The organism is Arcticibacter svalbardensis MN12-7 (genome assembly GCF_000403135.1).
Taxonomy (GTDB): domain Bacteria; phylum Bacteroidota; class Bacteroidia; order Sphingobacteriales; family Sphingobacteriaceae; genus Arcticibacter; species Arcticibacter svalbardensis.
In genome coordinates this window covers 1-23,619 of record NZ_AQPN01000122.1, presented here as the reverse complement: position 1 = coordinate 23,619, position 23,619 = coordinate 1, and the positions used below count along the sequence as shown (strand labels likewise).

The window sequence follows — 23,619 nt, the reverse complement described above, 5'->3', positions numbered from 1 at the left end:
TGTATAAAGCAAAAAGTTTATTAAACTTCGGAGGGTGCTTGCAATATGAAATTATTCAATGATTAAGTTTATTCATTTATTACAATAGTATGAAGCCGTTTATCACTCATTCTTCAAATCAGCTTCAATACTTGAATCAAGGTAATACACTCCGTAATCAATTAGGATCTCTGCAAAATTCCATTTTTTCATGCTGCACATCTCTGCTGCCTGTCCTAAAGATAGTTTACCCGATTCATATAGCTTGGCTGCAATAAATCGGACGGTTTGGTTATGCTCTTTTTCGAGCTGCTCAGGAACCTGAAGTATGAGCGTAGTCATTATGTAAATATTAGATTTATAAAAGCTATAAAAAAATAAAACCATGCAGTTCTTGCATGGTTGAAATAGTATAAAATAAAAAACAGGTACCTAAACCCTGCCTTTAAAATGTAAAATCATCTTCTGTTTTGGCCACTTCAACGGGGTGTTCAGTGAACTCATATTTCTTTTCTATAACATCCTGGTGTTCTTTAATATAATCGACCGTCCCTTTAAATCCTTCAGCAAACTTTTCAAAATCTTCTTTATACAAAAAGATCTTGTGTTTAACAAAAACACCGTCCTCTAAACGTTTCTTGCTCTCCGTGATCGTAATGTAATAGTCGTTCGAACGAGTCGACTTTACATCGAAAAAATAGGTGCGCTTTCCGGCTCTTACTTTCTTTGAAAAAACCTCTTCTCTCTCTTTGTTATCAAAATCTCCCATGTTATAGTTAAAGTTTGGTTGGGGTAAATATAATATTTTAATTATCAAAGTTCAAAATACATTTAACACGAAAATTTGTTTATTTTTCCTCTGTAATTTCCTCTTCCAGGAGCTGCCTGTCGTATAAAAGCTTGTAAACTCCATCCCGTTTCAACAGTTCATGATGGTTTCCCTGTTCCACAATCTTGCCATGGTCAAATACAAGAGTGATATCTGCGTTTTTGATGGTTGAAACGCGATGGGCAATCAATATACTGGTTCGCCCATGCAGATTGGCACCCAGATGTCTTAAAATCTCTTCTTCAGTTTTGGTATCTATGGCGGACAAGCAATCGTCCATAATGAGCAATTTGGGCGATTTAATTAAGGCCCTGGCTATGGAAACCCGCTGTTTTTGTCCTCCTGATAGCGTAACACCCCTTTCTCCAACCATGGTTTCAAACCCATGTTCAAACTTAATGATGTTGTTATATACGGCTGCATCTTTGGCGGCCTGATATACCTTTGCCATATCTGTTACGCGTTCTCCAAAAGCAATGTTGTTGGCAATCGTGTCCGAAAACAGGAATACATCTTGTGGTACGAAGCCAATATTATTTCTATATCGGTTTAAATCGACCTCCTTTAACGGCGTTCCATCAATCAGAATCGTCCCACTTGTAGGGTCGTACATGCGCATTATCAAATTGGCAATACTTGTTTTTCCTGAACCTGTCCGCCCAATAATGGCCATAAACTGACCGGGTTTTACCGTAAAGGAAACATTGTCTAGCGCTACAATTCCCGTATCCGGATAAATAAAAGTGACGTTTCTGAATTCAATTTCTCCCTTCATCGTATACTCCGGCAAAGTAACAGAGGTAATATCAGATTCCGTCTTTAAAAATTCATTGATTCTTTTTTGTGAAGCTGCGGCACGTTGAATGAGTGAGGTAACCCAACCCAGGGACATCACAGGGAACATCAACATGTTTACATATACCACAAACTCAGCAATATTTCCCGCCGAAATGGAGCCATTAATTACTTCTGTGCCTCCTATATAAATAGTAACTATGGTACTAATCCCAATCAATAACATCAGTACCGGATAAAATACAGCCTGAACCTGAACCAGATCCAGCGATGCCTCCTTATAATCTTCACTCTCATCAGCAAACTTTTCCCTGATATGTTTCTCCCGTCCATATGCTTTAATGACCCGGATTCCGGAGAAATTTTCCTGAACAAAGCCCGAAAGTTTGGATAACTGTTTCTGGATCTGTTCACTTTTAACGTTGATGCTCGAGTGGATATAATAAATAATCACCGCCATTATGGGTAGGGGCAGGAGACTGAAAAAAGCAAGTTTAAGGTTGACACTCACCATAGAAATGATCACCAGTGCAAATAGAACCACCGTATTTAAACTATACATAATGGCAGGCCCTACATACATGCGAACGCGACTCACATCTTCCGTTACCCTGTTCATCAGGTCTCCGGTGTCATTCTTTCTATAAAAGCTCATGGAGAGCTTTTGGTAATGGTTGTAAATTTCGTTCTTGAGGTCGTATTCAATATGGCGCGACATCAGGATAATGGTTTGTCGCATAAAAAAAAGCAGGATTCCCCTGATCAGTGCAAGTACAAGTACTAACGCCCCGAAAAACAATAAGCTCGTGCCGAAGATCTGATAAACAAGCTCTTGTCTTTCAAAGCCATTGAAAAGCCGGAAGACGCCAATGTTTTCGCTCACCAGGTCAAAAGCGATTCGGATGACCCGCGCTGGCAGTACCCCAAAGATATTGGAGGTGATCACAAAGATGATCCCGGGAAGCATTCTCCAGCGATATTTGAAAAAGAATTTATTTAGATATGCGAGATGTTTCATTCAGCGATGTGCAAAAGTAATGAATTAAGTGTTATCACTGATTGTTATATTTGGTATTACCGGTGAGAAGAAAAGAAAGTAATGGCTATATCCGTGTTCCGCTGCTTGCAGGTTGCTTGTCCCTTTGTTCACCGCTAAAAACACTGTTTTAGCGAAGCTGCAAGCGTGCACGAACGAACAAGCAGCGAAGAAGCATCGAAGCTGTCTCCCTCTTGTATTCTTGCAGGTATCCCCTTGTCTCCAATTAACAAATAAGGGCAACTAACGGATTAATTCCCTTTATATTATCGCTATTAAAGATAATTAATTAAGAAAAAGTATTACTTTTGAGCTCTCATTCCGTCACAAAAAATATGTCTTTAAAGTCGTTTGAAGAAAGTTCCGTGTTTAATCAGCTAAGTAAATGTTCACATCAGAATGTAGTTTTCTGCAGTGATGAGGACACTGGACTACAGGCTATTATTGCCATACATGATACTACATTAGGTCCTGCGCTTGGTGGAACCCGTATGTGGACCTATGCCACCGAAGCCGATGCGTTGAAAGATGTATTGCGTCTTTCGCGTACCATGACCTATAAGGCTGCAATCTCAGGATTGAACCTTGGTGGTGGAAATGCCGTGATTATTGGCGATAGTTCTACTGGTAAAACTGAAGCACTGATGCGTCGTTTTGGACGGTTTATCAAAAACCTGAACGGTTCATTTATTACTGCTGAAGATTTGGGTACCAATCCGAAAGATATGGAGTACATCCGCATGGAAACTCAATATGTAACGGGAGTGCCTGAAACGCTTGGAGGAAGCGGAGATCCATCTCCAATTGCTGCAAAGGGTGTTTTAATGGGCATTAAGGCTTGTATAAAAGAGCATTTCGGTAATGATAGTCTAATTGGACGTACGGTTGCCGTGCAGGGAGCGGGACAGGTTGGAGAGAACCTGATACATTTGCTTCGTGAAGAGCATGCAAAGGTGTATGTGAGTGATATAAATGAAGAACGGGCGATGCTGGTTGCTGCTAAATATGGCGCTCATGCCATTGCAAATAACAGTATCCTTGATCTGGAGTTTGACGTTTACGCACCATGTGCTATGGGAGCAACGATCAACTCAGAAACTATTCCTCGAATGAAATGTGCGATTATAGCGGGTTCTGCGAATAATCAATTGGCAGATGAAGAGATACACGGACAGATGCTGCTTGAAAGGGGAATCCTTTATGCACCGGATTACCTGATTAATGCGGGTGGAATGATTAATTGTTATTCTGAACTGGCTGGATACAGTCGCAAACGTACTATGCAGCTGGCAGAGAATATTTATTCGGCTACCAGAGGCGTACTTCAAAAATCAATACGGGATCAAATTCCGGCGAATCGTGCTGCGGATATCATTGCGGAAAAAAGAATTTCTGACATAAGAAAAATCAAAGGATCATTCTAAATAGTTAAAGCTATCTGCCATTTGCAGTTGGCTTAGATGATTCAACATATTAGTACAAATTTATATAAATCGTTCTTATAACATGTTAAATAGAAGGCAGCTTAGAGTGAAGGTATTGCAGGTTTTATATGCATACCAGGCATCTGAAGACAAAGTAGTTAAAACTTTTGAAAAGAAATTGTTAGAAAGTGTAGACGAAGTTTACGAAATGTACATCTCGCTGCTGGGTTTACTTGTTAATGTAGCAGATTATGTTTTGGTTGATGCAGATGAGCGTGCCAACAAACACCGTCCGGATGAAACGGACCTTCATGCCAATACTAAACTAAACACCAATAAATTTATTCAGTTATTACGCGATAATCCTGCTTATCAGGCTGGGGCGCAGAAGTATGCGTTGGAGTATAGTTTTGACCGCGAAGTGATTAAGGATATCTTTAATATCTTAAAATCGTCTGAAGCTTATGAAGCTTACTTGTTGAGTGAAGATACTACGTTACGTTCGGAAAAGGATATTATCAAGTATATCTTCAAAAAAATTATCCGTAAGACTCCAGGTATTGAACAGGTTTTTGAAGAGAAATTTATCAACTGGTCGGTAGATAAGGATGTGCTTGAAGCGATGATGGCTAAAACGTTCAGTAATTTTCAAAGTGAGGTGGCTAAGGAAAACAAATTGGCGCTCATTAGTGCATCATGGAGTGAGGACCGGGATTATATCCTTGATCTGACCAGAAGGGTGATTACATTTGATCAGGAGTTTCAAAAATACATTGCTGATAAAACAGAAAAATGGGATGCGGAACGAATTGCTGTTATCGATATCCTGCTGATGAAAATGGCTATTTCGGAATTGGTTCATTTTCCGGAGATCCCTGTAAAGGTAACCATGAATGAATATATAGAAATTGCAAAAGAGTTTAGTACTCCTAAGAGTAATTTGTTTATTAATGGTATTTTAGACAAAATTATGTTGGACCTTAGAGCTGCCGGAAAAATCCGTAAAACAGGCCGGGGATTAATTGAATAAAACCAGATATGAAAAAACTTCTTATTATCGCGATCGCTGCCATTGCCGTTAGTGTAAGTTCATGTAACAGCAATAAATCTAAAACAACAGGTACAGATTCAATTGCGTCTGACTCGGTGTCTAATGCTAATATCGTTTTTGAAAGCAGTGTGTACAACTTTGGTAAAATAAAGGAAGGTGACAAGGTTTCTTACGATTTTAAATTTAAGAATACGGGAACTACACCTTTAATCATTTCGAATGCTTCGGCTAGTTGTGGTTGTACCGTTCCTGATTATCCACATGAGCCTATTGCTCCGGGTGCTACTGCTGCAATTAAAGTAGTATTTGATAGCACCGGCAAAAGTGGAATGCAAAACAAACAGGTCATGATTTCCTCTAATGCCGTAAACGCTTCAACCGAACTATTTCTTAAAGGGGAAGTTCAATCTTTAAATAAATAACCATAACAATGACTACAGCAATTTTATTACAATTACCAGGTACTTCTCAACTAATGAGTTTCCTGCCGATGGTGTTAATTATCGTCGTATTTTACTTTTTTATGATTCGCCCTCAAATGAAGAAGGCTAAGGATCAGAAGAAATTTATTGAAGAACTTAAAAAAGGCGATAAGGTGATTACTTCTGCAGGTATTCATGGAAAAATTGTTGAAATGAATGATACTTCTTTCCTTATCGAAGTGGAAAGTGGTACTAAAATTCGCTTTGATAAATCAGCAATTTCTCTTGATGCTTCTAAAGCAATGAATACCAACGTTAAAGCTTAAAAAAAAAATTAAAGAATGCGCTATCTATAGATAGTGCATTCTTTTTAAACTTATTACTTCCTCAAAATTAATCTGTAATGGATTTTAATTTTGGGGATTGTTTGTTTGATTGATTTTTATCAAAAAGGCATTCCTCCAATCGGATTACATGCAGACGCTTTGTTTGTTAGGGGAAATTTTATTATATATTTACGAATTATGCCCCTGATAACTCTAAATAGGATTGAAAGACGAAGACTGACAGTTTTTTTTAGCTGTTTAATAGTCGCGTTTGCAACCTGGATGCTAATTGCCTTATCTGGTAATTATAAGTACAGAGTAAATTCCCGGATTAACTATATCGATCCTCCTGAAACCCGTGCCTATCACCCTTTGCAGGAGGATAGTGTTTCGCTGCAGATTGAGGGATCAGGATGGCAGTTGTTATTTTCGAGGCTGCGACTTCAACCCCGGGTTATTAATGTTAGTTTGAGCGCTCTGAGTTCACGTAGTTATATCGTGTTTTCAAATCAGCTCAATGATCTGAACAAGCAGTTTGAATCTAATCAGCGGGTTATTGCAGTCAACCCGGATACGCTTTTCTTTGATTTTTCTAAGCGATCGGTCAAAAAGGTTCCTATTCAGTTGATTAAGGATATCTCATTTGTGCCTACTTATGGAATTTCGGGACCTATCAAGCTAATTCCTGATCATGTTATAGTGAATGGTGCAGCTGTTGATTTAAAGAAGTTCAAATTTTGGCCTACAGCAGTCTTTAAAAGGTTTGATGTTAAGGACACAATTTTGGCAAAAGTAGGCTTTATGAAATCGAAGTCTGATAATATGGATATTTTTCCCTTATCTGTTAAAGTCGAAATTCCTATAGAACGATTTACTGAAAAGATAGTTGAAGTTCCTATAAAAGTGTTAAATGCGGAGGGTTATAATGTGCATGTGTTGCCCGAAAAGGTATCGATCACTATACTAACCGCCTTAAGTCGCTATGCAAGTGTAAATCAGGACTCATTTGAGGTATCTATAAATTTAAATGATTCCAGAGAGCAGGGATATTCTCAACTTCCGTTGAAGATAAAGCATATTCCCGGATATTCAAAACTGGTTAAGGTTGATCCGCAGGTGGTTGATTTCTTCATAAAAAAATGATGTTAAAGATTGGAATTACAGGCGGGATAGGTACCGGTAAAACAACGGTATGCCGGATATTCGAGCTACTGGGGGTTCCTGTTTACTATGCGGATGCACATGCTAAATTAGTGATGCATACAGATAAGGAGCTTATAGCATCTGTTAAAGCAGTATTTGGTGATGAGGTTTATTCTACTGGGGTACTCAACCGTTCCATGCTTGGTGAGCTGGTTTTTAATGATGCTGAATTGTTGCGTCAGCTCAATGCATTGGTTCACCCTGCTGTGTTTCGTGATTTTAAACAATGGTCTGAGGATCAGAATTGTACATATGTATTGAAGGAAGCGGCTATACTTTTTGAAAGCGGCTCCGATCAGGATTGTGACTATACCCTGCTGGTGAAGTCGCCTTTATCGCTTCGGATTTCCCGAATCATGCAGCGGGATACCATGAGTAGGGATGATATTATGAAAAGAATGGATAAACAGATGAGTGAGGAAGAGAAGGAAAAGCGGGCTGACTTTTGCATGCTGAATGATGAGCTGAACCTGGTTATTCCACAGGTACTGGATCTGCATAAGCGTTTTGTTGCTTTATCGGAAGGTAAGATATGATTTTGCCTGAATTTATCCGTGTAACTGAACATGGCTTATATTGTGCGGTGGGAGCGTTCTACCTGGACCCTAAATTGCCGGTAAAGGTTGCCGTTATTTCTCATGCGCATGGAGATCATGCCTGTCCGGGTAATGATACGCTCTATTGTACGCCTGCTACGGAGTCTATCATGAAGCTACGGTTACGAAAAAATGCGGGTAGGGACTTCCGTTTATTCGATTTTCATCAGCCTTTTTATATCAATAAGGTAAAGATTACTTTTATTTCTGCGGGTCATATTCTGGGTTCTGCACAGATTTTGATGGAGTATGAAGGGATGCGCTACCTATATACCGGAGATCTTAAAATGCAGGAGGACCCAACTTGCGAGCCGCTCGAAAGTGTGCAGGCTGATGTGTTGATTACGGAAACTACCTTTGCTAATCCTGAGGTGATTCATCCCGATCCGGTAGAAGAAATTAAGAAATTGAATGCTTCAAACCATAATGTTTTGCTTGGTTCGTATGCTTTAGGGAAAAGTCAGCGGTTAATTCATCTTATTTCAGCGTATTGTCCGCAACGAAGTGTACTTTTGCATCACTCAATGCTCGGTATCACAAAGATTTACGAGGATTATGGATTTAATCCTGGAGACTATCAGCCATATAATAGAAAATTGATGAAGTTCCCGGATAAGGGATTTGTTTATATCGTTCCTCCGCTTACCTTCAATTGCTATTTTAGGGCAAAAGGAGTTTTGAGGGCGTTTGCTTCAGGATGGAAGAAATTGCAGGCTAGCAATGACCTGGAATTATATATCTCTGATCATGCAGATTGGAATGATATTTTAAAATATATACAGGAAGTTAATCCTGCAGAAATATGGACTCTTCATGGGGACGGCGAGCATCTTAGAAAGCATTTCTTGGGTGTTCTTCCGGTTAAAATTTTAATGTAATGCTGGTAGAAAAGCAGGATTTTTATTTTAATAAAGAAGGGAAAATGGTCTTAACTCAGTCGTATCATCTAAAAAGGGGATATTGCTGCAAAAATAAATGCATACACTGCCCATGGAATTACGGACAATCAGATGAAATAAAAGTGATTAACCGATAATTTTTTAAGAAAATGGAATTAGAGAAGGAGATTCATCAGGTAAGGTTTAAAAATGACTATCATAAACTGGTAGTGAATATGATTTATTCTTACAGTTGGATTACAGGGCTTGTAAAAGAGCGTTTGAGTACAGAACAGGTTACTTTGCAGCAATATAATGTATTGCGGATTTTGAGGGGACAGTTCCCTAAGCCTGCAACAATCAACCTGGTTAAGGAACGGATGTTGGATAAAATGTCGGATGCGTCCCGAATTGTGGAGCGTTTAGTTCAGAAGGAGTTGGTTACCCGTACGGTTAACGCAGAGGATCGCAGGGCAGTAGATATTGTTATTACGCAAGTTGGACTTGATGTTTTAGCTTATCTGGATCCTATTGTAACACCTGAAGATATTCTGAAAAAGAACATCACAGAAGAAGAAGCGCATCAGCTTAATGTGCTGCTTGATAAACTTAGGGGTTAATTCATGCAGCAGGATCCTGAATATCGGGAAGCAACTTAACTGGATGAAGAATTAATTAATGCAGCATAAATCCTATCACTGCAATACTGGTTCCTGCAAGTACGGCAACCAATTTGCGCTTATTAAAATGATGATCCACGCTTGATTCAAATAGTATGGTTGTAGAGATATGTAGAAAAATACCGATTACTACAGCCATTATTCTATTAAAATAAGCATCAATATTTCCCATTGATCCATTGCTGATTCCGGCGCTTAATAAATATCCGGCAGGAGTCATGAGTGAAAATAAAACGATCATGCCAATGATCATATTTTTGTTCACCCGGTTTTGCAGTAATACACTGGCAAGGGCAAAAGAGGCGGGGATATGATGTAAGGCTATTCCAAATAACAATTCATTTTGATGTCCCTGTGTGAGTGGCATGCCTTCAAGGAGAGCATGAAGGCAGAGACTGATCATGATGGCAAAAGGAAAAACATATTGATTATGCTCCGGACGGTGAACATGCCCATGTTCTATACCGTCTGAAAATTGTTCTAAAACGATCTGAAATAGAAAACCACCTAAGATGAACATGCCTATATAATGGTCGGCAACCTGATATACATCAGGAATAAGGTGTAAAACGGTGATCGAAAACAGATAGGCCCCACTAAAGGAAAGCAGGAGTTTTATGCGTTTAGGATTTTCTTTTTGGAAAAGGAATACACTTATTCCTCCGAAGAAGCAGCTAGAAAATAAAATAATTAGTTTCCAGTATTCCATATTTGTTTGGTGTAGAGTGTTAGAAATGTTGAACCTGTGATATAGCCAACAACTGAACCTAATAAGGCACCGGTGGTGACATCAATAGGGAAATGGACGCCTACATATACTTGTGCAAAGGCGACACAAAAAGCCCATCCTAAGGCCAATGGCAAAATAGGCTTCCAGCGATGATAAAATACGACTATCAGAAAGAGGGCTATAGCGAAGTGATTGGTGGCATGAGAAGAGGGGAAACTGAATCCACTGCCGCAACTGATTAGTGAGCGCACTTCATCTTTAAAGTCGGGTGCATTGCATGGCCTTAGTCTTTCAAATAAGGGTTTGACCAGGGAGGCACTTACAAAATCGCTTATAGCAAATGTGATCAGTAAAAAGATGATGCAGATCCAGCCATATTTATTATAATGCCGAACCAGGAAAACGATTAGGAATAAATAAAGAGGTGCCCAGAAGTATCTGTTCCTGAACAATGGCATAATATAGTCAAAGAAAGGATTTGCCAATCTCTGATTTATTTCCAGAAACAACTGGTGATCTAATTGTAATAATTGGTCAAACATCTGCTTTACGGCAAATAAATATTAGTCTGGTTGATGTGCTCTCGTTATACTCGTTCAATGCGTAATCTCCATAAGTATTCATTATTTCGAATCCGCTCAGTTTGAATAATCTTTCAAAGTCTGCGCAGGAGAAAGCGACAACTTCTTCGGTATAATGGTACGCATGGCCTTTATCCTCAAAGTCAATGGTCTTAATAATTTTACTATTCTTTACCCTTTTAGTAATATGGAAGTCTATACCATCAATAGTTTTGGTTTCCCTATCTGTTAGATCACTCAGTATTCTTGTACTGTTAAAATAATCCAATACTAATAAACCATTAGGCTTTAGTGATTTACGAAAGGATACCAGTGCGTTAACATGATCTTTTTCTGTATCAAAATAACCAAAACTAGTGAATAAGTTGAGGGCTAGATTGAAGTAGTTAATATACAGTAAGTGCCGCATATCATGCTCATAAAAATGAAGTTTTTCATTCTCGTATTCTTTGGCAAATTCGATGTTCGCTTGAGATAAGTCGATCCCTGTTACGTCAAATCCTTTTTTATTCAAATAAATGGAATGCCTGCCTCTTCCGCAAGCAATATCCAGAATTGAAGCAATTGCGTCAGGGTGTAGTTTTGAACAAAGATTATCGATAAAGAATTCTGCCTCCGAATCGTTGTGCTGACTATAAAGAATGTGATAATAAGGGGAGTTAAACCAGCTTTGATACCATTTATCAGGCATATTTTATATTATTTACAAAGGTACAAACTTACATAAATTTTATTGCTCTCTTGGGAAGGGTATTAAAGAAGGGTTGAGTGAATTAAGGCATTTATTGTTAATTTTGGGTTTTATACATTTTAAACACAAAGCGTGACTCTCATAAAATCAATTTCAGGAATCAGAGGTACAATAGGAGGTAAGGCAGGCGAGGGTCTGACTCCGGTAGATATATTAAAATTTACAGCCGCTTATGGCAAATGGATCGTATCCAAGACCGGTAAAAATAAAATTGTTATTGGTCGTGATGCACGTATTTCGGGCGAAATGGTGCGGAACCTGATAACAGGTACTTTACAAAGTATTGGTATAGATGTGGTAGATCTGGGCCTTTCCACTACGCCTACAGTAGAAATTGCCGTGACTGAAGAAAAGGCAGGTGGTGGAATTATCATAACAGCTAGTCATAATCCGAAACAGTGGAATGCGCTTAAATTGCTAAATGCAGATGGAGAGTTTATCAGTGATCAGGATGGCAAGGATGTACTGGAGTTAGCGGAAACCATGGACATGATCGATTTTTCGGAGGTTGATGAACTGGGATGTGTTCTTTTAGATGATACTTATCTTCAAAAACATATTGATAAGATCCTGGCTTTGCCTTTGGTGAATGTCGAACTCATCAGGAATGCGAATTTTAAGGTGGTGATAGATTGTGTTAATTCTACAGGCGGTATTTTTGTGCCTGCTTTGTTGAAAGCATTAGGGGTGGAGACTGTTCACGAACTTTACTGCAAACCGGATGGCAACTTTCCGCATAATCCAGAACCGCTACCCGAAAATCTGATGGCGCTATCACAAGAAGTTATGGCTAAAAAGGCAGACTTTGGTATTGCGGTTGATCCGGATGTGGATCGTCTTTGTTTTATAGCAGAAGACGGTGTGGCATTTGGGGAAGAATACACCCTTGTAGCCGTATCTGACTATATTTTAAAAGCACATGGCGGCAATACCGTTTCAAATTTATCATCTACACGAGCTTTGCGCGATGTAACCGAACAGGCAGGCTTTACTTATAACGCCTCTGCGGTAGGTGAAGTAAATGTAGTGAACAAGATGAAAGCAACACATGCGATTATAGGAGGTGAAGGCAATGGCGGTGTGATTTATCCGGAGTTGCATTACGGTCGTGACGCACTGGTTGGTATTGCTTTATTTCTGACTCATCTGGCTCAAACAGGGCTGTCTGTTTCTCAGTTAAAGGCTTCTTATCCTTTGTATTTTATCTCTAAAAATAAGATGACGCTTACCGAGGGTATGGATATCGATGGACTGTTGAAAAAAGTTCAGGATAAATACTGCGCTCAGCCTCATTCCACAATAGATGGTTTGAAAATTGAGTTTGGCAAGGAATGGGTTCATTTAAGAAAATCGAATACAGAAGCGATTATCCGGATCTATTCGGAATCTACTTCTGAAGCAAATGCAAATAATTTGGCTACTAGATTAATTGCAGATATGAATGAAATACTAGGGGCTTAATTATATAAAATGCGTGTTTATCTTGATAATGCTGCCACCACTCAGCTTGATAGTGAAGTTTTAAAGGAAATGGTTGCGGTAATGGAAAACTTTTATGGAAATCCATCATCTATCCATGGGCATGGTAGAGAGGCGAGATCGCTGATTGAAAAAGCCCGTAAAACAATAGCAAATTTAATCCACGCCTCTCCTTCAGAGATATTTTTTACATCTGGTGGTACTGAAGCAGATAATATGGCTATCCGTTCCGGAATTACTACCTACGGCATAAAACATGCTGTGACTTCTAAGATAGAGCATCATGCTGTATTGCATACGCTGGAGTCGATGGAGAAAAGCGGTCAGATCAGACTGAGTTATGTACGCATTGATAATAAAGGGCATATTGACCTTGCTCATTTAGAAGAGTTGATTTCTGAAGAGCGGAGTTTTGTTTCTCTCATGCATGCTAATAATGAATTGGGAACCCTGACTGATATTGAAGCTGTTGGTGAGTTATGCGAAAAGTATCAGGCACTTTTTCATTGTGATACGGTACAAACCATGGGGCATTATCCACATGATGTACAAAAGTTAAAGGTTCATTTCCTGGTTTGTGCTGCACATAAGTTGCACGGACCTAAGGGAGTAGGTTTTATATATATCAGTCATCAGGTAAAAATAGAACCGTTGATCAATGGGGGATCGCAGGAGAGAAATATGCGTGGTGGTACAGAGAATATTTATGGAATAGCAGGACTTGCTAAAGCCTTAGAAACAGCTTATACCGAAATGGATGTACATCAAACTCATATTCAGGGGATAAAATCGTATATGGTTCAACAGTTGGCAAGCATTCCGGGAATCACTTATAATGGCGAAGAAGATAGCAACAAAAGTTTGTATACTATTTTAAATGTTTCTTTTCCAGAGATGGAAATGGCGGATATGTTGTTGTTTAATTTAGATATATCGGGTATTTCAGCTTCTGGAGGCAGTGCTTGTAGTTCGGGTACGAACATTGGCTCGCATGTTCTGGAAGCAATTGCTGCTAATCCGAATCGTCCTGCTGTTCGTTTTTCTTTTAGCAAATTCACCACTAAGGAGGAAATTGATTATACTATTGAAAAACTTAAAGGTGTGATTTTTTATTAATCAGCGTAATTAGGGTATTTTTAATAGGCTGTTTACTATTTAAGCTATAGTAGAGGCGGAGTGCCATAGTTCCCTGAGGTTTTAGGTTGTTAACTTATTTATTGTTAACGCTATAACTTTATAGGCCTGAATTTGAGGTCTCTTATTTATTATTGTAATATTTAACTTTAGTTCAAACAAAACACCTAAGAATAATTGTTATGGTTAGTGTTAACACTTAATCTAATTACCCATGGAATTATTTAATGAAAAAGACCAGGAAAGAGAAAGAATGGTGAATATCCATTCAGGGCCTAAAGACGATGAAGATGATGATCTATTGTCTGATGATGATGGCGAAGATGATGAGATTTTGTCTGATGATGACGATGATTGGGATGTAGAGACCGATCAAATTCTTGATGATGATGAGGATGAGATCGTGGATGTAACAGATCCGGACGATGATGACTACGATCTGCTAAGTGACGATGATGCTGATCTTGACGATGAGACGGTAGATGATGATGAAGCCACGACAGAAACAAGGGCACCGAAAACATTCAGTACAGAAAGTACTGGGTTTAGTTCGCATAGAGAACCGCGTAACTCCGGTTCGATGTTGGGACATGAGCCAGGTACAGGAGCAGAGGGGGGTATTTAAAATTTAGATTTTAAATACTGCTCGTTTAAAAAGGTATTAATTTTTATTTCAGAAAAAAAGCACTGTTGATTGAGTAACAGTGCTTTTTTTTTATAAAATTTTAATTTATTTAATTGACTTCATTCGATTTAATTATTCATTAAAGAAATAAAGCTCGCAATCCTGTTCTTCATCTCTCTACGGTCAACAATAAAGTCTAGAAATCCATGTTCTAAAACAAATTCCGAAGTTTGAAATCCTTTAGGAAGGTCTTTTTTAATAGTCTCCTTAATTACCCTTGGACCTGCAAAACCAATTAAAGCTTCAGGCTCAGCAATATTTATATCACCCAACATTGCATAAGATGCGGTTACTCCACCAGTTGTTGGGTCGGTTAATAACGATATGTACGGTATTTTTGCTCTGCTTAACAAGGCAAGCTTAGCAGCTGTTTTAGCCATTTGCATTAAAGAAAACGCGGCCTCCATCATTCTAGCACCACCAGATTTAGATATTAACAGAAAAGGAACCTTATTTTCGATACAGTAATTGATTGAACGGGCAATTTTCTCTCCGACAACAGAGCCCATAGAGCCTCCTATGAAATTAAAATCCATACAGGCGATAACTATGTCCTGGCCCTTGATCTTGCCATGAGCAGCTCTTATTGCGTCCTTAAGTCCCGTCTTAGCAATACTATCAATAATACGTTCCGTGTATTTTTTAGTGTCGACAAAATTTAGTGGATCAGCGGACATCAAGTTTCCATAGAGCTCAGTATATTCATTATTATCAAATAGGAGTGCAAAATATTCAGCAGAGCCTATTCTTAAATGAAAATTGCAATAATGACATACATAGTTATTTTCAACTTGTTCGGCATAGTGCAGTGGCTTTTTGCATTGCGGGCATTTATTCCAGATGCCATCTGGAGCCTCTTTTTTATCTTGTGTTGATGTAATAATTCCTTTTTTATCTCTTTTGAACCAAGCCATTTCTATGGAATAAGGTTGCAAAGAAACGAAATTTTAAGAAAATAACTTAGACAATAGCATTAAAGCAGTAAATTTAATGATAGAAATCATTTGCGATTTGTTTATAATTCTTAATTTCGAATATCCAAATAAACAACAAGTATGAATCTTAAAAATTATAAAGGCGTATTGTATGGAGATGCCGTTCAGGAATTATTCGAACAGGCTAAAAAACATCAGTTTGCTTTACCTGCAGTTAATGTGACAGGTACAAATACTATCAATGCAGTTATGGAAACTGCTAAGGCGGTTAATTCACCAGTAATAATTCAATTATCGAATGGTGGAGCGCAATTTTACGCAGGAAAGACTTTAGATAACTCAAAGCTTGAAGCATGTATCCTAGGTGCAGTATCTGCAGCTAAGCATGTTCATTTATTAGCAGAACACTATGGTGTAGCGGTAATATTACATACTGACCATGCTGCTAAAAAGTTTTTACCCTGGATAGACGGAATGCTTTCTCATGGAGAACGTTTTCACCAACAAAATGGTAAACCTCTATTTTCTTCTCATATGTTGGATCTTTCTGAAGAACCTTTAGAAGAAAATCTGGCAATCAGCAAGAAATACCTGGAACGCATGAAAGCATTGGGTATGACTATTGAAGTTGAGCTGGGTGTTACTGGTGGTGAAGAAGACGGTGTAGATAACACAGATGTGGATAGCTCTCGTTTATACACTCAACCTGAAGAAGTAGCGTATACTTATAATGAGTTGAATAGTGTAAGTCACCGTTTTACCATTGCTGCTGCATTTGGTAATGTACATGGTGTATACAAACCCGGTAATGTTAAATTACAACCGATTATTCTTAAAAACTCACAGGATTACTTAAAGAAAGAATTAGGTCTTACTGCTGATAAGCCAATTAACTTTGTTTTCCATGGTGGATCAGGATCTACACAAGCTGAAATAAGAGAAGCGATCTCTTACGGTGCGGTAAAAATGAATATCGATACTGATATGCAATGGGCATTCTGGGAAGGTATTAAAGATTACTACGTATCTAAGGAAGCTTACTTACAGTCACAAATTGGTAATCCAGATGGCGTAGATTCTCCGAATAAGAAATTCTACGATCCCCGTGTTTGGTTACGTAAAGGCGAAGAAACCTTTGTAAAACGATTGACTCAAGCATTTGATGATTTGAATTGTCTTGATGTAAACAGTAAATTGTAATTCATTTAGTTAAATAATAAAAAGAGGCTATCGAATTGCGGCAGCCTCTTTTTATTTCATCCTACTATTTATTATCCGTTTTTTCCGTCATAGATTCCCTGTTAAAAGGCCTGATGATTAATCTTGATCCTCTGTCATAGCTAAAGTAGCTCCATACCCAGTTGACCAGTACAATTATCCGGTTACGGTAACCCACTAAACTCATTAAGTGCACAAACATCCATACAAACCAGGCAAAGATGCCCTGAAAATGGATTTTCCCAATATCTACCACTGCTTTATTTCTGCCAATAGTGGCCATAGAACCCTTGTCCTTGTATTTAAAGGGCACTAGTGGCTCTTTGTTTAAAAGCCTGATCAGGTTCTTAGAAAGAAGCCTGCCCTGCTGCATAGCTACAGGAGCTACTCCAGGATGTCCATTTTGATACCCATCAGTAGACATAGCCGCAACATCCCCAATCGCGAATATATCGGTGTATCCATCAACCCGGTTGTATTCATCTACTTTAACTCTTCCGCCTCTGACAAATTTATCCATGGGAATACCATCCGGCATTACTCCACGCACTCCTGCAGACCACAGTACATTCTTAGTATAAATTTCCTGATTGGTAGAAAGAACTAGTTTTTCACCATCATAAGAGGTTACACGGGTATTTAACAAAACGGTAACACCCATTTCTTCAAGAAACTCTTTTGCTCCCAGCTGTGATTTTTTAGACATGGGGCCTAATACTTCAGGCGAACCCTCTACTAAATAAATATTTAGCGTATTGATATCCAATTCCGGATAGTCTTTTTTGAGTACATGCTTTTTTAACTCAGCGATGGATCCAGCCATTTCAACACCAGTGGGACCACCACCTGCAATAACAAAATTAAGTAGTGCCGCCTTATTTGTAGGGTCTTTTTCAACAAGTGATTCCTCCAGATTCTGAAGGATCATACTTCTTAAGTTCAGCGACTCGGGAATGGTTTTCATGGGCATGGTAAAGTGCTCCAGGTCTTTTGATCCAAAGTAGTTCGAATCAGACCCGGTTGCAATAACCAGATAATCATAAGCATACTCACCAACAGAGGTAACAATTACTTTGCGCTCAGGAACAATAGTTTCAACATCCGCATTTCTGAAAAGAAAGTTTTTCTGTCCCTTAAAGATTTTCCGAAGAGGGAAGGCTATAGAATCGGCTTCAAGGCCACCTGTTGCTACCTGGTAAAGCAAAGGTTGAAACGTATGGTAATTATGCCTGTCCAGCATTAATATGCTAACTTCTTTATGTTTAAGACTTTTAGTGAGTTGTATGCCTCCAAAGCCACCTCCAATAATTACAACTTTAGGGAAATTAACTGAAGGTTTAAGTGTATCCTTATCCATAGATAGTTTTGTAGTGTTTTTACATAACTGTGATTTTGGAAAAAGGTTAGGAAAAAATATAATGTGGATGTAAAACTAAGTCAAAAACTAAAAAAAGGTTGTACCCTCCGAAGATGATACAACCTTTTATATAAATTAGTTAAAAAAGTTTTAAGGAAGTATTTCCACCTTTTTGGTAGTAGTACTAGTCATTTCTTTTTCCTTAATTAACTCAACCACAAATGGTGTGGCAACGAATAAGGAAGAATAAGTACCGAATACTACACCGATAAGCATTGCAAAAGAGAACCCTCTCAGAATTTCACCACCAAAGATGAAGATAATGATCAGTACCGCAATTACACATATACCTGTTACTACTGTACGGCTTAGCGTGCTATTCAGCGCACTGTTAATTACAGTAGACACGCTTTGATTCTTTCCTTTACCTTCATCAATATACTCCCTGATTCTATCAAAGACTACAACCGTGTCATTGATCGAGTAACCCATAACGGTCAGGATCGCTGCAATGAATGATTGATCCAGATCGAGTGAGAATGGTAAGATTCCGTTGAATAAACTAAAGATGGAAAGTAGTACCAGCACATCATGCAACAGGGCGACAATAGCTGAAACACCAAACTGCCATCTCTTAAACCGGATAAATATGTAAAGAAATATAACCAGAATGGAGAATATAACCGAATAAACGGCTGAGATCTTAATATCATTGGCGATAGTAGGACCTACTGTTTGCGCATCCTTAATCAGATATTTAGGACTTATTTTTGAAAGACCATCATTCAGTTTCTTACTTACAATTGCTTCAGTTTCTTCTGAAGAATTATCAACCATGAAAGAAGTTGTGATTTTCACCTCATTGCTTGACCCATAAGTTTTTACCTCAGGAGCAATTCCAAATTCAGTTAATAATACATCGCGAACTGCATCTGTTTTAACCGGTTTGTCAAATTCTACAAAGTAAGAACGTCCACCCTTGAAATCGACACCCAGACTAAAGCCTCTAGTGAACATCGAAATTAAGCCGGCAATAATAATAAAGCTACTGATGGCATAAAATTTCTTTCTTCCTGAGATAAAGTCAAATTTAGAGTCTTTAAATAAGTTTTCAGTTGCTTTAATAGAGAATGAAATATTCTGTTTTCTATCCAGTAACCATTCAAGGATGATACGGGTAATGAAAATAGCAGAAAACAGGGAAGTCAGGATACCCAACATTAAAGTAGTCGCAAAACCAAGAATCGGACCACTACCGAATATAAACAGAATTAAACCTGTAAGAAAAGTTGTGATATTCGAGTCAAGAATAGAAGACATCGCTTTGCTGTATCCTTCAGAAATAGCCAACTTAAGCGGTTTCCCTTCCGATAGCTCTTCACGCACACGTTCATATATCAGCACGTTTGCATCAATAGACATCGCCAGAGAGAGCACGATACCAGCAATACCCGGTAAAGTCAGTACCGCTCCTAACGAAGCCATTACGCCCATTAAGAAGAATAAATTGACAATTAAAGCGACGTTAGCCACCCAGCCACCTTTACTGTAATATAATCCCATAAACAACAGGATCACAACCACACCCACAATAGAAGAAATTAATCCCTTATGGATAGACTCTAAACCTAAAGTAGGACCAACTACATATTCACTTACAATTTTAGCAGGCGCAGGTAAGCGTCCGGCTTTAAGTACGTTTGCAAGATCCTTGGTATCATTAGAGGTAAACTTTCCAGTAATAGAAGATATTCCACCAGATATTTCATTTTGAACCGTAGGAGCAGAATACACATAATTATCTAATACGATAGCGATGCTCTTTTTGTTATTCGGATCAGCAGCTGCAGTAGCAGTAACCTTTCTCCACATTTGCGAACCATCAGAAGTCATCACCATGACTACTTCAGGATTATTAGATTGGTCAACATCAGCACGAGCATCCGTAATTACATCTCCCGCCATAGCCGGTTCGCCATTAAAGCCCGAAGCTTTTAAAGCATATAATTCAAATACCTTACTTTCATCGCTAACCGGTTTAACACCCCAAAGCAATTTTAGATTCTGAGGAATCATTGCTTTAATTGCAGGAGTGTTTAGGAAAGCATTTACCTTAGCAGTATCCTTTTGTGCAGAATAACCAACAACAGGACCTGGGCGAAGTGCAGTCTGACCATTTTCACCTTGATAGGTAGCAGGAGCCAATACAGCAAACAAAGGATTTTGACGAGCCTGTTCAGCCTGATTAGCAGAAGTAGCTGTAGTATCCTTTCCAGTAGAATCTTTTCTTGCTCCAAGTTGAGCCAGCTTTCCAGAGGTTGGTTTAGCTGCAGCAGCACCTGGTTTAACAGTTTCTTTAGTAGAAACCTGAGTTGCAGCGATCGTTTTATTGATATTTTCAATTAAACTGAAGATCTCTGTGTTATCGTAAGTCTCCCAGAACTCCAGTTGAGCAGTTCCCTGAAGAAGCTTCCGAACACGTTGCACATCATTTACACCAGGAAGTTCAATCAGGATCCTGTTGGTACCTTTCTGCATCTGAATGTTTGGAGATGTTACACCAAACTTATCGATACGGGTACGCAGGATATTAAATGAACGTTCTACAGCACTTGTTGATTGTGTACGTAAAAAAGCTAAGACTTCGCTATTCGTAGCATCAATTTTAACTAAAGATGCATTCTCGCGGGTAGCAAAGAGAGGAGCAAGTTTTCCATTTGGACTCAACTTTGAAAACTCTTCACCAAATAAAGTGATGATATCTTTCTGACTGGTATTCAATCTGCCTTCCGCATTTTTCAATGAAGCAGTGAATGTAGCATCAGGATTATGATTTGCAAGATTACGGATCAGGTCTGTCATGGAAATTTCCATGGTTACGTTGATCCCACCTTCAAGATCCAGTCCCAGAGGAATTTCACGTTCTTTTACATATTGGTAGTTGTACTTGGCAAAGCCCAGGTTATACACCGTTTGCGTAGCCATTGAATCGAGATACGCTTTTTCTTTATCCGGATCACCCTTTGCGTATTCGCGCGCATCCTTTTCCACCTTCTTAGCCACCCACGTAAACGATAAGGAATATAAACATCCAATCGTTAATGCGATAGCGGCGAATTTAATCAAACCTTTACCTTGCATTTCTGTTTATTGTATATAGTGTAATTTTATAATACTCTACTCTAAATAAGAGGGCAAATCTAAATAAATTTTTAATTTATAAAATTCTTAAATTAATTTATACTCTTTATTATCATTATGCCTTTTCATACCTGATGAATGAATAAGAAAAATGGTTTTTCTCGTCCGGCTTTTTATCTTCCCTGTAAACTTCTTTCCATTCTTTTAAATTAAATCCCTGAAGATAAGTATCTGCCTCAAATGTATGATCTATTTTCGTGATATACAAAGACTTAACAAGTAAAATCGCTTGTTTGAAAACCTCTGCACCTCCAATGATAAAGGTTTCCTTATCGTCGGAGCATAAGGATAGGGCTTCATCCAGGGAGTGCACTACTTCGGCGTCCTTTAACAAAAGATTTTTTTGTCTGCTTATAACAATGTTACGCCTGTTTGGCAATGCCTTTCCCATGCTATCATAGGTCTTACGTCCCATAATTAGCGTATGACCCGTAGTGACACGCTTAAAATACTTTAAATCTTCAGGCAGATACCAGGGAAGCTGATTATCCTTCCCAATAGCGAAATTCTGGTCAATGGCAACAATAATACTTAAGTTCATAAATGGGTTTTCAAATACATATTAAACAGCAATAGGCGCTTTTATATGCGGATGAGGGTCATAATTCTCCAGTTTGATATCCTCAAACCGGAATTCAAAGATATTTTTTATTTCCGGATTTAGAGTTAATAAAGGTAAAGCTTTGGGTGTTCTGCTGATTTGCAGCTTCGCCTGTTCGAGATGATTCGTATATAAATGAGTATCACCTAAAGTATGAATAAATTCACCTGCTTCCAGTCCGCATACCTGTGCCACCATCATGGTTAACAACGCATAAGAGGCTATATTAAAGGGAACGCCCAGAAATAAATCGGCACTGCGTTGATACAACTGGCAGCTTAAACGGCCATCTGCCACATAAAACTGGAAGAAACAATGACAAGGGGGAAGTGCCATTTTACCCACATCAGCCACATTCCATGCGGATACAATCAAACGCCTGGAGTCCGGATTATTCTTAATCTGGTTAATAACCTCCGTTATCTGGTCAATATGCCCCCCATCAGGAGTAGGCCATGACCGCCATTGATAGCCATAAACAGGACCCAGTTCTCCATTTTCATCCGCCCATTCATCCCAGATGCGTACCTTATTTTCTTTCAGATAGCTGATGTTGGTATCTCCTTTCAAAAACCAAATCAACTCATGTATAATAGAATGCAGATGCACCTTTTTTGTACTCACTAGAGGAAAGCCATCCTGCAGATTAAAACGCATCTGAGCACCGAAGATACTTTTCGTTCCTGTGCCTGTACGGTCTTCTTTTTGTGTGCCCTTATCAAGCACCTGTTGCATCAGATCTAAATATTGTTTCATTTTCTGTTCCCTGCTCCCCAAAGATTGAGCCCCCGAATTTAACACCTTTGTCTTAAGTATGGAAATAAATGTATTTTTACTGCATCAGCAATTTTTCTTTTCCTATGATCTTATTCCCAAACGCTAAAATAAATATAGGTCTTCATATCCTGAACCGGAGATGCGATGGATACCATGATCTGGAGACTGTTTTTTATCCCATCCCGCTACATGATGCCTTAGAAGCGGTGGAAGCTACTACTTTGAATTTCGAATCATCAGGCATTGTTATTCCTGGCATTGCGGGCGATAACCTGTGTTTAAAAGCGTATAAGATGATTAAAAAGGATTTTGACTTGCCTGCCTTGAGCATCCATCTGCATAAAAAAATCCCTATAGGCGCGGGACTAGGTGGCGGATCGTCAGATGCCGCCTATTTTATCCGTTTGTTGAATGAAAAGTTTAGGTTAAAACTGGATACAGCGGCGATGCAGGACTATGCCAGGAAGTTAGGTGCAGACTGTGCTTTTTTCATCGAAAGCAAGCCAGTATTTGCTTATGGAAAAGGCGAGGAGTTTAAGGATGTAAGCCTGGATTTATCGGCTTATTCGCTAGTTCTGATTATGCCTCCGGTATTTGTTTCTACTGCTGATGCTTTTCGAGGAGTAAAACCCCGCATTCCTGAGACACCTTTACAAGAGCTGATTAAGCTGCCTGTAGAACAATGGAAAGAGCATATTAGAAACGATTTTGAAGAATCTGTATTTAGGACATATCCAATTATTCAAGGATTAAAGAATAGTTTATATGATGCCGGTGCATTATATGTATCTATGAGTGGAAGTGGCGCTGCTGTTTATGGGGTTTTTGCAGATAAACCAGAACTTCCTTTATTTGATGAAAGTTACCATGTGTTTTACGTATAGATTATATGTTTAAAAACAGGTAATTGAAGCAATTAAAAACGTGAACATCATAATCAAATCATCTATA

General features: G+C 38.7%; 25 protein-coding genes. 14 read left to right on the top strand and 11 right to left on the bottom strand.

All coding sequences use genetic code 11. From position 1 onward, the window contains the following. Positions 1-102 precede the first annotated feature (102 nt). The 3 genes from ADIARSV_RS16715 to ADIARSV_RS16705 all read right to left on the bottom strand — a co-directional run bounded on the left by ADIARSV_RS16715 (position 103) and on the right by ADIARSV_RS16705 (position 2,621). The gene (locus ADIARSV_RS16715; protein ID WP_016196821.1) at positions 103-321 is read right to left on the bottom strand and encodes a UPF0175 family protein; all 219 of its coding nucleotides are present in this window, start codon (positions 319-321) and stop codon (positions 103-105) included. A 103-nt stretch (positions 322-424) separates the two neighbouring features. Continuing rightward, a complete protein-coding gene (locus ADIARSV_RS16710; protein ID WP_016196820.1) occupies positions 425-748 on the bottom strand; it encodes a DUF3276 family protein in 324 nt (107 codons plus the stop codon). A 79-nt stretch (positions 749-827) separates the two neighbouring features. Beyond that, on the bottom strand, positions 828-2,621 hold the full coding sequence (locus ADIARSV_RS16705) for an ABC transporter ATP-binding protein (RefSeq protein ID WP_016196819.1): 1,794 nt from the start codon (positions 2,619-2,621) through the stop codon (positions 828-830). A gap of 353 nt (positions 2,622-2,974) precedes the next feature. Here ADIARSV_RS16705 and ADIARSV_RS16700 point away from each other — a divergent pair, with 353 nt between their 5' ends. The 9 genes from ADIARSV_RS16700 (at position 2,975) to ADIARSV_RS16665 (ending at position 9,159) form a co-directional block, all read left to right on the top strand. Next, positions 2,975-4,063 (top strand): Glu/Leu/Phe/Val family dehydrogenase, encoded by a 1,089-nt coding sequence (locus ADIARSV_RS16700; RefSeq protein ID WP_040300455.1) that lies wholly within the window; start codon positions 2,975-2,977, stop codon positions 4,061-4,063. Positions 4,064-4,145: 82 nt separating this feature from the next. Continuing rightward, on the top strand, positions 4,146-5,093 hold the full coding sequence (gene nusB, locus ADIARSV_RS16695; RefSeq protein ID WP_016196817.1) for a transcription antitermination factor NusB: 948 nt from the start codon (positions 4,146-4,148) through the stop codon (positions 5,091-5,093). Between the two features lie 8 nt (positions 5,094-5,101). Continuing rightward, complete coding sequence (locus tag ADIARSV_RS16690; protein WP_016196816.1) at positions 5,102-5,536, top strand: DUF1573 domain-containing protein; 435 nt, start codon at positions 5,102-5,104, stop codon at positions 5,534-5,536. 8 nt (positions 5,537-5,544) lie between these two features. Then, on the top strand, positions 5,545-5,862 hold the full coding sequence (yajC, locus tag ADIARSV_RS16685) for a preprotein translocase subunit YajC (RefSeq protein ID WP_040300454.1): 318 nt from the start codon (positions 5,545-5,547) through the stop codon (positions 5,860-5,862). Between the two features lie 198 nt (positions 5,863-6,060). Next, complete coding sequence (locus ADIARSV_RS16680; protein WP_016196814.1) at positions 6,061-7,005, top strand: YbbR-like domain-containing protein; 945 nt, start codon at positions 6,061-6,063, stop codon at positions 7,003-7,005. Then, entirely contained in the window at positions 7,002-7,601 is a 600-nt protein-coding gene (gene coaE, locus ADIARSV_RS16675) for a dephospho-CoA kinase (protein WP_316929519.1), read from the top strand. Before ADIARSV_RS16680 ends, coaE begins: the two co-directional genes overlap by 4 nt. Continuing rightward, positions 7,598-8,539: an MBL fold metallo-hydrolase RNA specificity domain-containing protein gene (locus ADIARSV_RS16670; RefSeq protein ID WP_016196812.1), complete on the top strand. Its 942-nt coding sequence runs from the start codon at positions 7,598-7,600 to the stop codon at positions 8,537-8,539. Before coaE ends, ADIARSV_RS16670 begins: the two co-directional genes overlap by 4 nt. Beyond that, complete coding sequence (locus tag ADIARSV_RS21955; protein WP_016196811.1) at positions 8,539-8,697, top strand: DUF5522 domain-containing protein; 159 nt, start codon at positions 8,539-8,541, stop codon at positions 8,695-8,697. Before ADIARSV_RS16670 ends, ADIARSV_RS21955 begins: the two co-directional genes overlap by 1 nt. Before the next feature lie 12 nt (positions 8,698-8,709). Further along, positions 8,710-9,159, top strand: coding sequence for a MarR family winged helix-turn-helix transcriptional regulator (locus ADIARSV_RS16665; protein WP_016196810.1), 450 nt, complete (start codon positions 8,710-8,712; stop codon positions 9,157-9,159). A gap of 55 nt (positions 9,160-9,214) precedes the next feature. Here the strand turns inward: ADIARSV_RS16665 and ADIARSV_RS16660 are convergent, their stop codons facing one another. The 3 genes from ADIARSV_RS16660 to ADIARSV_RS16650 are packed head-to-tail and all read right to left on the bottom strand — an operon-like array spanning position 9,215 to position 11,221. Then, a complete protein-coding gene (locus tag ADIARSV_RS16660; protein ID WP_016196809.1) occupies positions 9,215-9,928 on the bottom strand; it encodes a ZIP family metal transporter in 714 nt (237 codons plus the stop codon). Further along, positions 9,910-10,491: a phosphatase PAP2 family protein gene (locus tag ADIARSV_RS16655; protein WP_016196808.1), complete on the bottom strand. Its 582-nt coding sequence runs from the start codon at positions 10,489-10,491 to the stop codon at positions 9,910-9,912. Before ADIARSV_RS16655 ends, ADIARSV_RS16660 begins: the two co-directional genes overlap by 19 nt. Next, positions 10,484-11,221 carry a class I SAM-dependent methyltransferase gene (locus tag ADIARSV_RS16650; RefSeq protein WP_016196807.1) on the bottom strand — a complete coding sequence of 246 codons (738 nt, stop codon included), beginning with the start codon at positions 11,219-11,221 and terminating at the stop codon, positions 10,484-10,486. Before ADIARSV_RS16650 ends, ADIARSV_RS16655 begins: the two co-directional genes overlap by 8 nt. 132 nt (positions 11,222-11,353) lie before the next feature. Here ADIARSV_RS16650 and glmM point away from each other — a divergent pair, with 132 nt between their 5' ends. The 3 genes from glmM (at position 11,354) to ADIARSV_RS20805 (ending at position 14,519) form a co-directional block, all read left to right on the top strand. Beyond that, positions 11,354-12,742 carry a phosphoglucosamine mutase gene (glmM, locus tag ADIARSV_RS16645; protein WP_016196806.1) on the top strand — a complete coding sequence of 463 codons (1,389 nt, stop codon included), beginning with the start codon at positions 11,354-11,356 and terminating at the stop codon, positions 12,740-12,742. 9 nt (positions 12,743-12,751) lie between these two features. Continuing rightward, positions 12,752-13,876, top strand: coding sequence for a cysteine desulfurase family protein (locus ADIARSV_RS16640; protein WP_016196805.1), 1,125 nt, complete (start codon positions 12,752-12,754; stop codon positions 13,874-13,876). A 232-nt stretch (positions 13,877-14,108) separates the two neighbouring features. Continuing rightward, the gene (locus ADIARSV_RS20805; RefSeq protein ID WP_016196804.1) at positions 14,109-14,519 is read left to right on the top strand and encodes a hypothetical protein; all 411 of its coding nucleotides are present in this window, start codon (positions 14,109-14,111) and stop codon (positions 14,517-14,519) included. 128 nt (positions 14,520-14,647) lie between these two features. Here the strand turns inward: ADIARSV_RS20805 and accD are convergent, their stop codons facing one another. Then, positions 14,648-15,493 carry an acetyl-CoA carboxylase, carboxyltransferase subunit beta gene (gene accD / locus ADIARSV_RS16630; RefSeq protein ID WP_040300453.1) on the bottom strand — a complete coding sequence of 282 codons (846 nt, stop codon included), beginning with the start codon at positions 15,491-15,493 and terminating at the stop codon, positions 14,648-14,650. Between the two features lie 141 nt (positions 15,494-15,634). Here accD and fbaA point away from each other — a divergent pair, with 141 nt between their 5' ends. Then, positions 15,635-16,714, top strand: coding sequence for a class II fructose-bisphosphate aldolase (gene fbaA / locus ADIARSV_RS16625; protein WP_016196802.1), 1,080 nt, complete (start codon positions 15,635-15,637; stop codon positions 16,712-16,714). A 64-nt stretch (positions 16,715-16,778) separates the two neighbouring features. Here the strand turns inward: fbaA and ADIARSV_RS16620 are convergent, their stop codons facing one another. The 4 genes from ADIARSV_RS16620 to ADIARSV_RS16605 form a co-directional block, all read right to left on the bottom strand. Continuing rightward, on the bottom strand, positions 16,779-18,089 hold the full coding sequence (locus ADIARSV_RS16620) for an NAD(P)/FAD-dependent oxidoreductase (RefSeq protein WP_016196801.1): 1,311 nt from the start codon (positions 18,087-18,089) through the stop codon (positions 16,779-16,781). A 150-nt stretch (positions 18,090-18,239) separates the two neighbouring features. Further along, entirely contained in the window at positions 18,240-21,230 is a 2,991-nt protein-coding gene (secDF, locus tag ADIARSV_RS16615) for a protein translocase subunit SecDF (protein WP_040300452.1), read from the bottom strand. A 115-nt stretch (positions 21,231-21,345) separates the two neighbouring features. Continuing rightward, complete coding sequence (locus ADIARSV_RS16610) at positions 21,346-21,831, bottom strand: dihydrofolate reductase (protein WP_016196799.1); 486 nt, start codon at positions 21,829-21,831, stop codon at positions 21,346-21,348. A 21-nt stretch (positions 21,832-21,852) separates the two neighbouring features. Further along, the gene (locus tag ADIARSV_RS16605; RefSeq protein ID WP_040300457.1) at positions 21,853-22,647 is read right to left on the bottom strand and encodes a thymidylate synthase; all 795 of its coding nucleotides are present in this window, start codon (positions 22,645-22,647) and stop codon (positions 21,853-21,855) included. A gap of 68 nt (positions 22,648-22,715) precedes the next feature. Here ADIARSV_RS16605 and ispE point away from each other — a divergent pair, with 68 nt between their 5' ends. Next, a complete protein-coding gene (ispE, locus tag ADIARSV_RS16600) occupies positions 22,716-23,552 on the top strand; it encodes a 4-(cytidine 5'-diphospho)-2-C-methyl-D-erythritol kinase (RefSeq protein ID WP_316929518.1) in 837 nt (278 codons plus the stop codon). Positions 23,553-23,619 lie beyond the last annotated feature (67 nt).

Coding starts and splice junctions, on each gene's coding strand:
- ADIARSV_RS16680 (WP_016196814.1), top strand. CDS start 6,061: ATGCCCCTGATAACTCTAAATAGGATTGAAAGACGAAGACTGACAGTT.
- ADIARSV_RS16620 (WP_016196801.1), bottom strand. CDS start 18,089: ATGGATAAGGATACACTTAAACCTTCAGTTAATTTCCCTAAAGTTGTA.
- ADIARSV_RS16700 (WP_040300455.1), top strand. CDS start 2,975: ATGTCTTTAAAGTCGTTTGAAGAAAGTTCCGTGTTTAATCAGCTAAGT.
- ADIARSV_RS16690 (WP_016196816.1), top strand. CDS start 5,102: ATGAAAAAACTTCTTATTATCGCGATCGCTGCCATTGCCGTTAGTGTA.
- ADIARSV_RS16610 (WP_016196799.1), bottom strand. CDS start 21,831: ATGAACTTAAGTATTATTGTTGCCATTGACCAGAATTTCGCTATTGGG.
- ADIARSV_RS16660 (WP_016196809.1), bottom strand. CDS start 9,928: ATGGAATACTGGAAACTAATTATTTTATTTTCTAGCTGCTTCTTCGGA.
- ADIARSV_RS16665 (WP_016196810.1), top strand. CDS start 8,710: ATGGAATTAGAGAAGGAGATTCATCAGGTAAGGTTTAAAAATGACTAT.
- ADIARSV_RS16705 (WP_016196819.1), bottom strand. CDS start 2,621: ATGAAACATCTCGCATATCTAAATAAATTCTTTTTCAAATATCGCTGG.
- secDF (WP_040300452.1), bottom strand. CDS start 21,230: ATGCAAGGTAAAGGTTTGATTAAATTCGCCGCTATCGCATTAACGATT.
- yajC (WP_040300454.1), top strand. CDS start 5,545: ATGACTACAGCAATTTTATTACAATTACCAGGTACTTCTCAACTAATG.
- ADIARSV_RS16715 (WP_016196821.1), bottom strand. CDS start 321: ATGACTACGCTCATACTTCAGGTTCCTGAGCAGCTCGAAAAAGAGCAT.
- nusB (WP_016196817.1), top strand. CDS start 4,146: ATGTTAAATAGAAGGCAGCTTAGAGTGAAGGTATTGCAGGTTTTATAT.
- ADIARSV_RS16640 (WP_016196805.1), top strand. CDS start 12,752: ATGCGTGTTTATCTTGATAATGCTGCCACCACTCAGCTTGATAGTGAA.
- ADIARSV_RS16605 (WP_040300457.1), bottom strand. CDS start 22,647: ATGAAACAATATTTAGATCTGATGCAACAGGTGCTTGATAAGGGCACA.
- ADIARSV_RS20805 (WP_016196804.1), top strand. CDS start 14,109: ATGGAATTATTTAATGAAAAAGACCAGGAAAGAGAAAGAATGGTGAAT.
- fbaA (WP_016196802.1), top strand. CDS start 15,635: ATGAATCTTAAAAATTATAAAGGCGTATTGTATGGAGATGCCGTTCAG.
- ADIARSV_RS16650 (WP_016196807.1), bottom strand. CDS start 11,221: ATGCCTGATAAATGGTATCAAAGCTGGTTTAACTCCCCTTATTATCAC.
- coaE (WP_316929519.1), top strand. CDS start 7,002: ATGATGTTAAAGATTGGAATTACAGGCGGGATAGGTACCGGTAAAACA.
- ADIARSV_RS16670 (WP_016196812.1), top strand. CDS start 7,598: ATGATTTTGCCTGAATTTATCCGTGTAACTGAACATGGCTTATATTGT.
- accD (WP_040300453.1), bottom strand. CDS start 15,493: ATGGCTTGGTTCAAAAGAGATAAAAAAGGAATTATTACATCAACACAA.
- ispE (WP_316929518.1), top strand. CDS start 22,716: ATGTATTTTTACTGCATCAGCAATTTTTCTTTTCCTATGATCTTATTC.
- ADIARSV_RS16710 (WP_016196820.1), bottom strand. CDS start 748: ATGGGAGATTTTGATAACAAAGAGAGAGAAGAGGTTTTTTCAAAGAAA.
- ADIARSV_RS16655 (WP_016196808.1), bottom strand. CDS start 10,491: ATGTTTGACCAATTATTACAATTAGATCACCAGTTGTTTCTGGAAATA.
- ADIARSV_RS21955 (WP_016196811.1), top strand. CDS start 8,539: ATGCTGGTAGAAAAGCAGGATTTTTATTTTAATAAAGAAGGGAAAATG.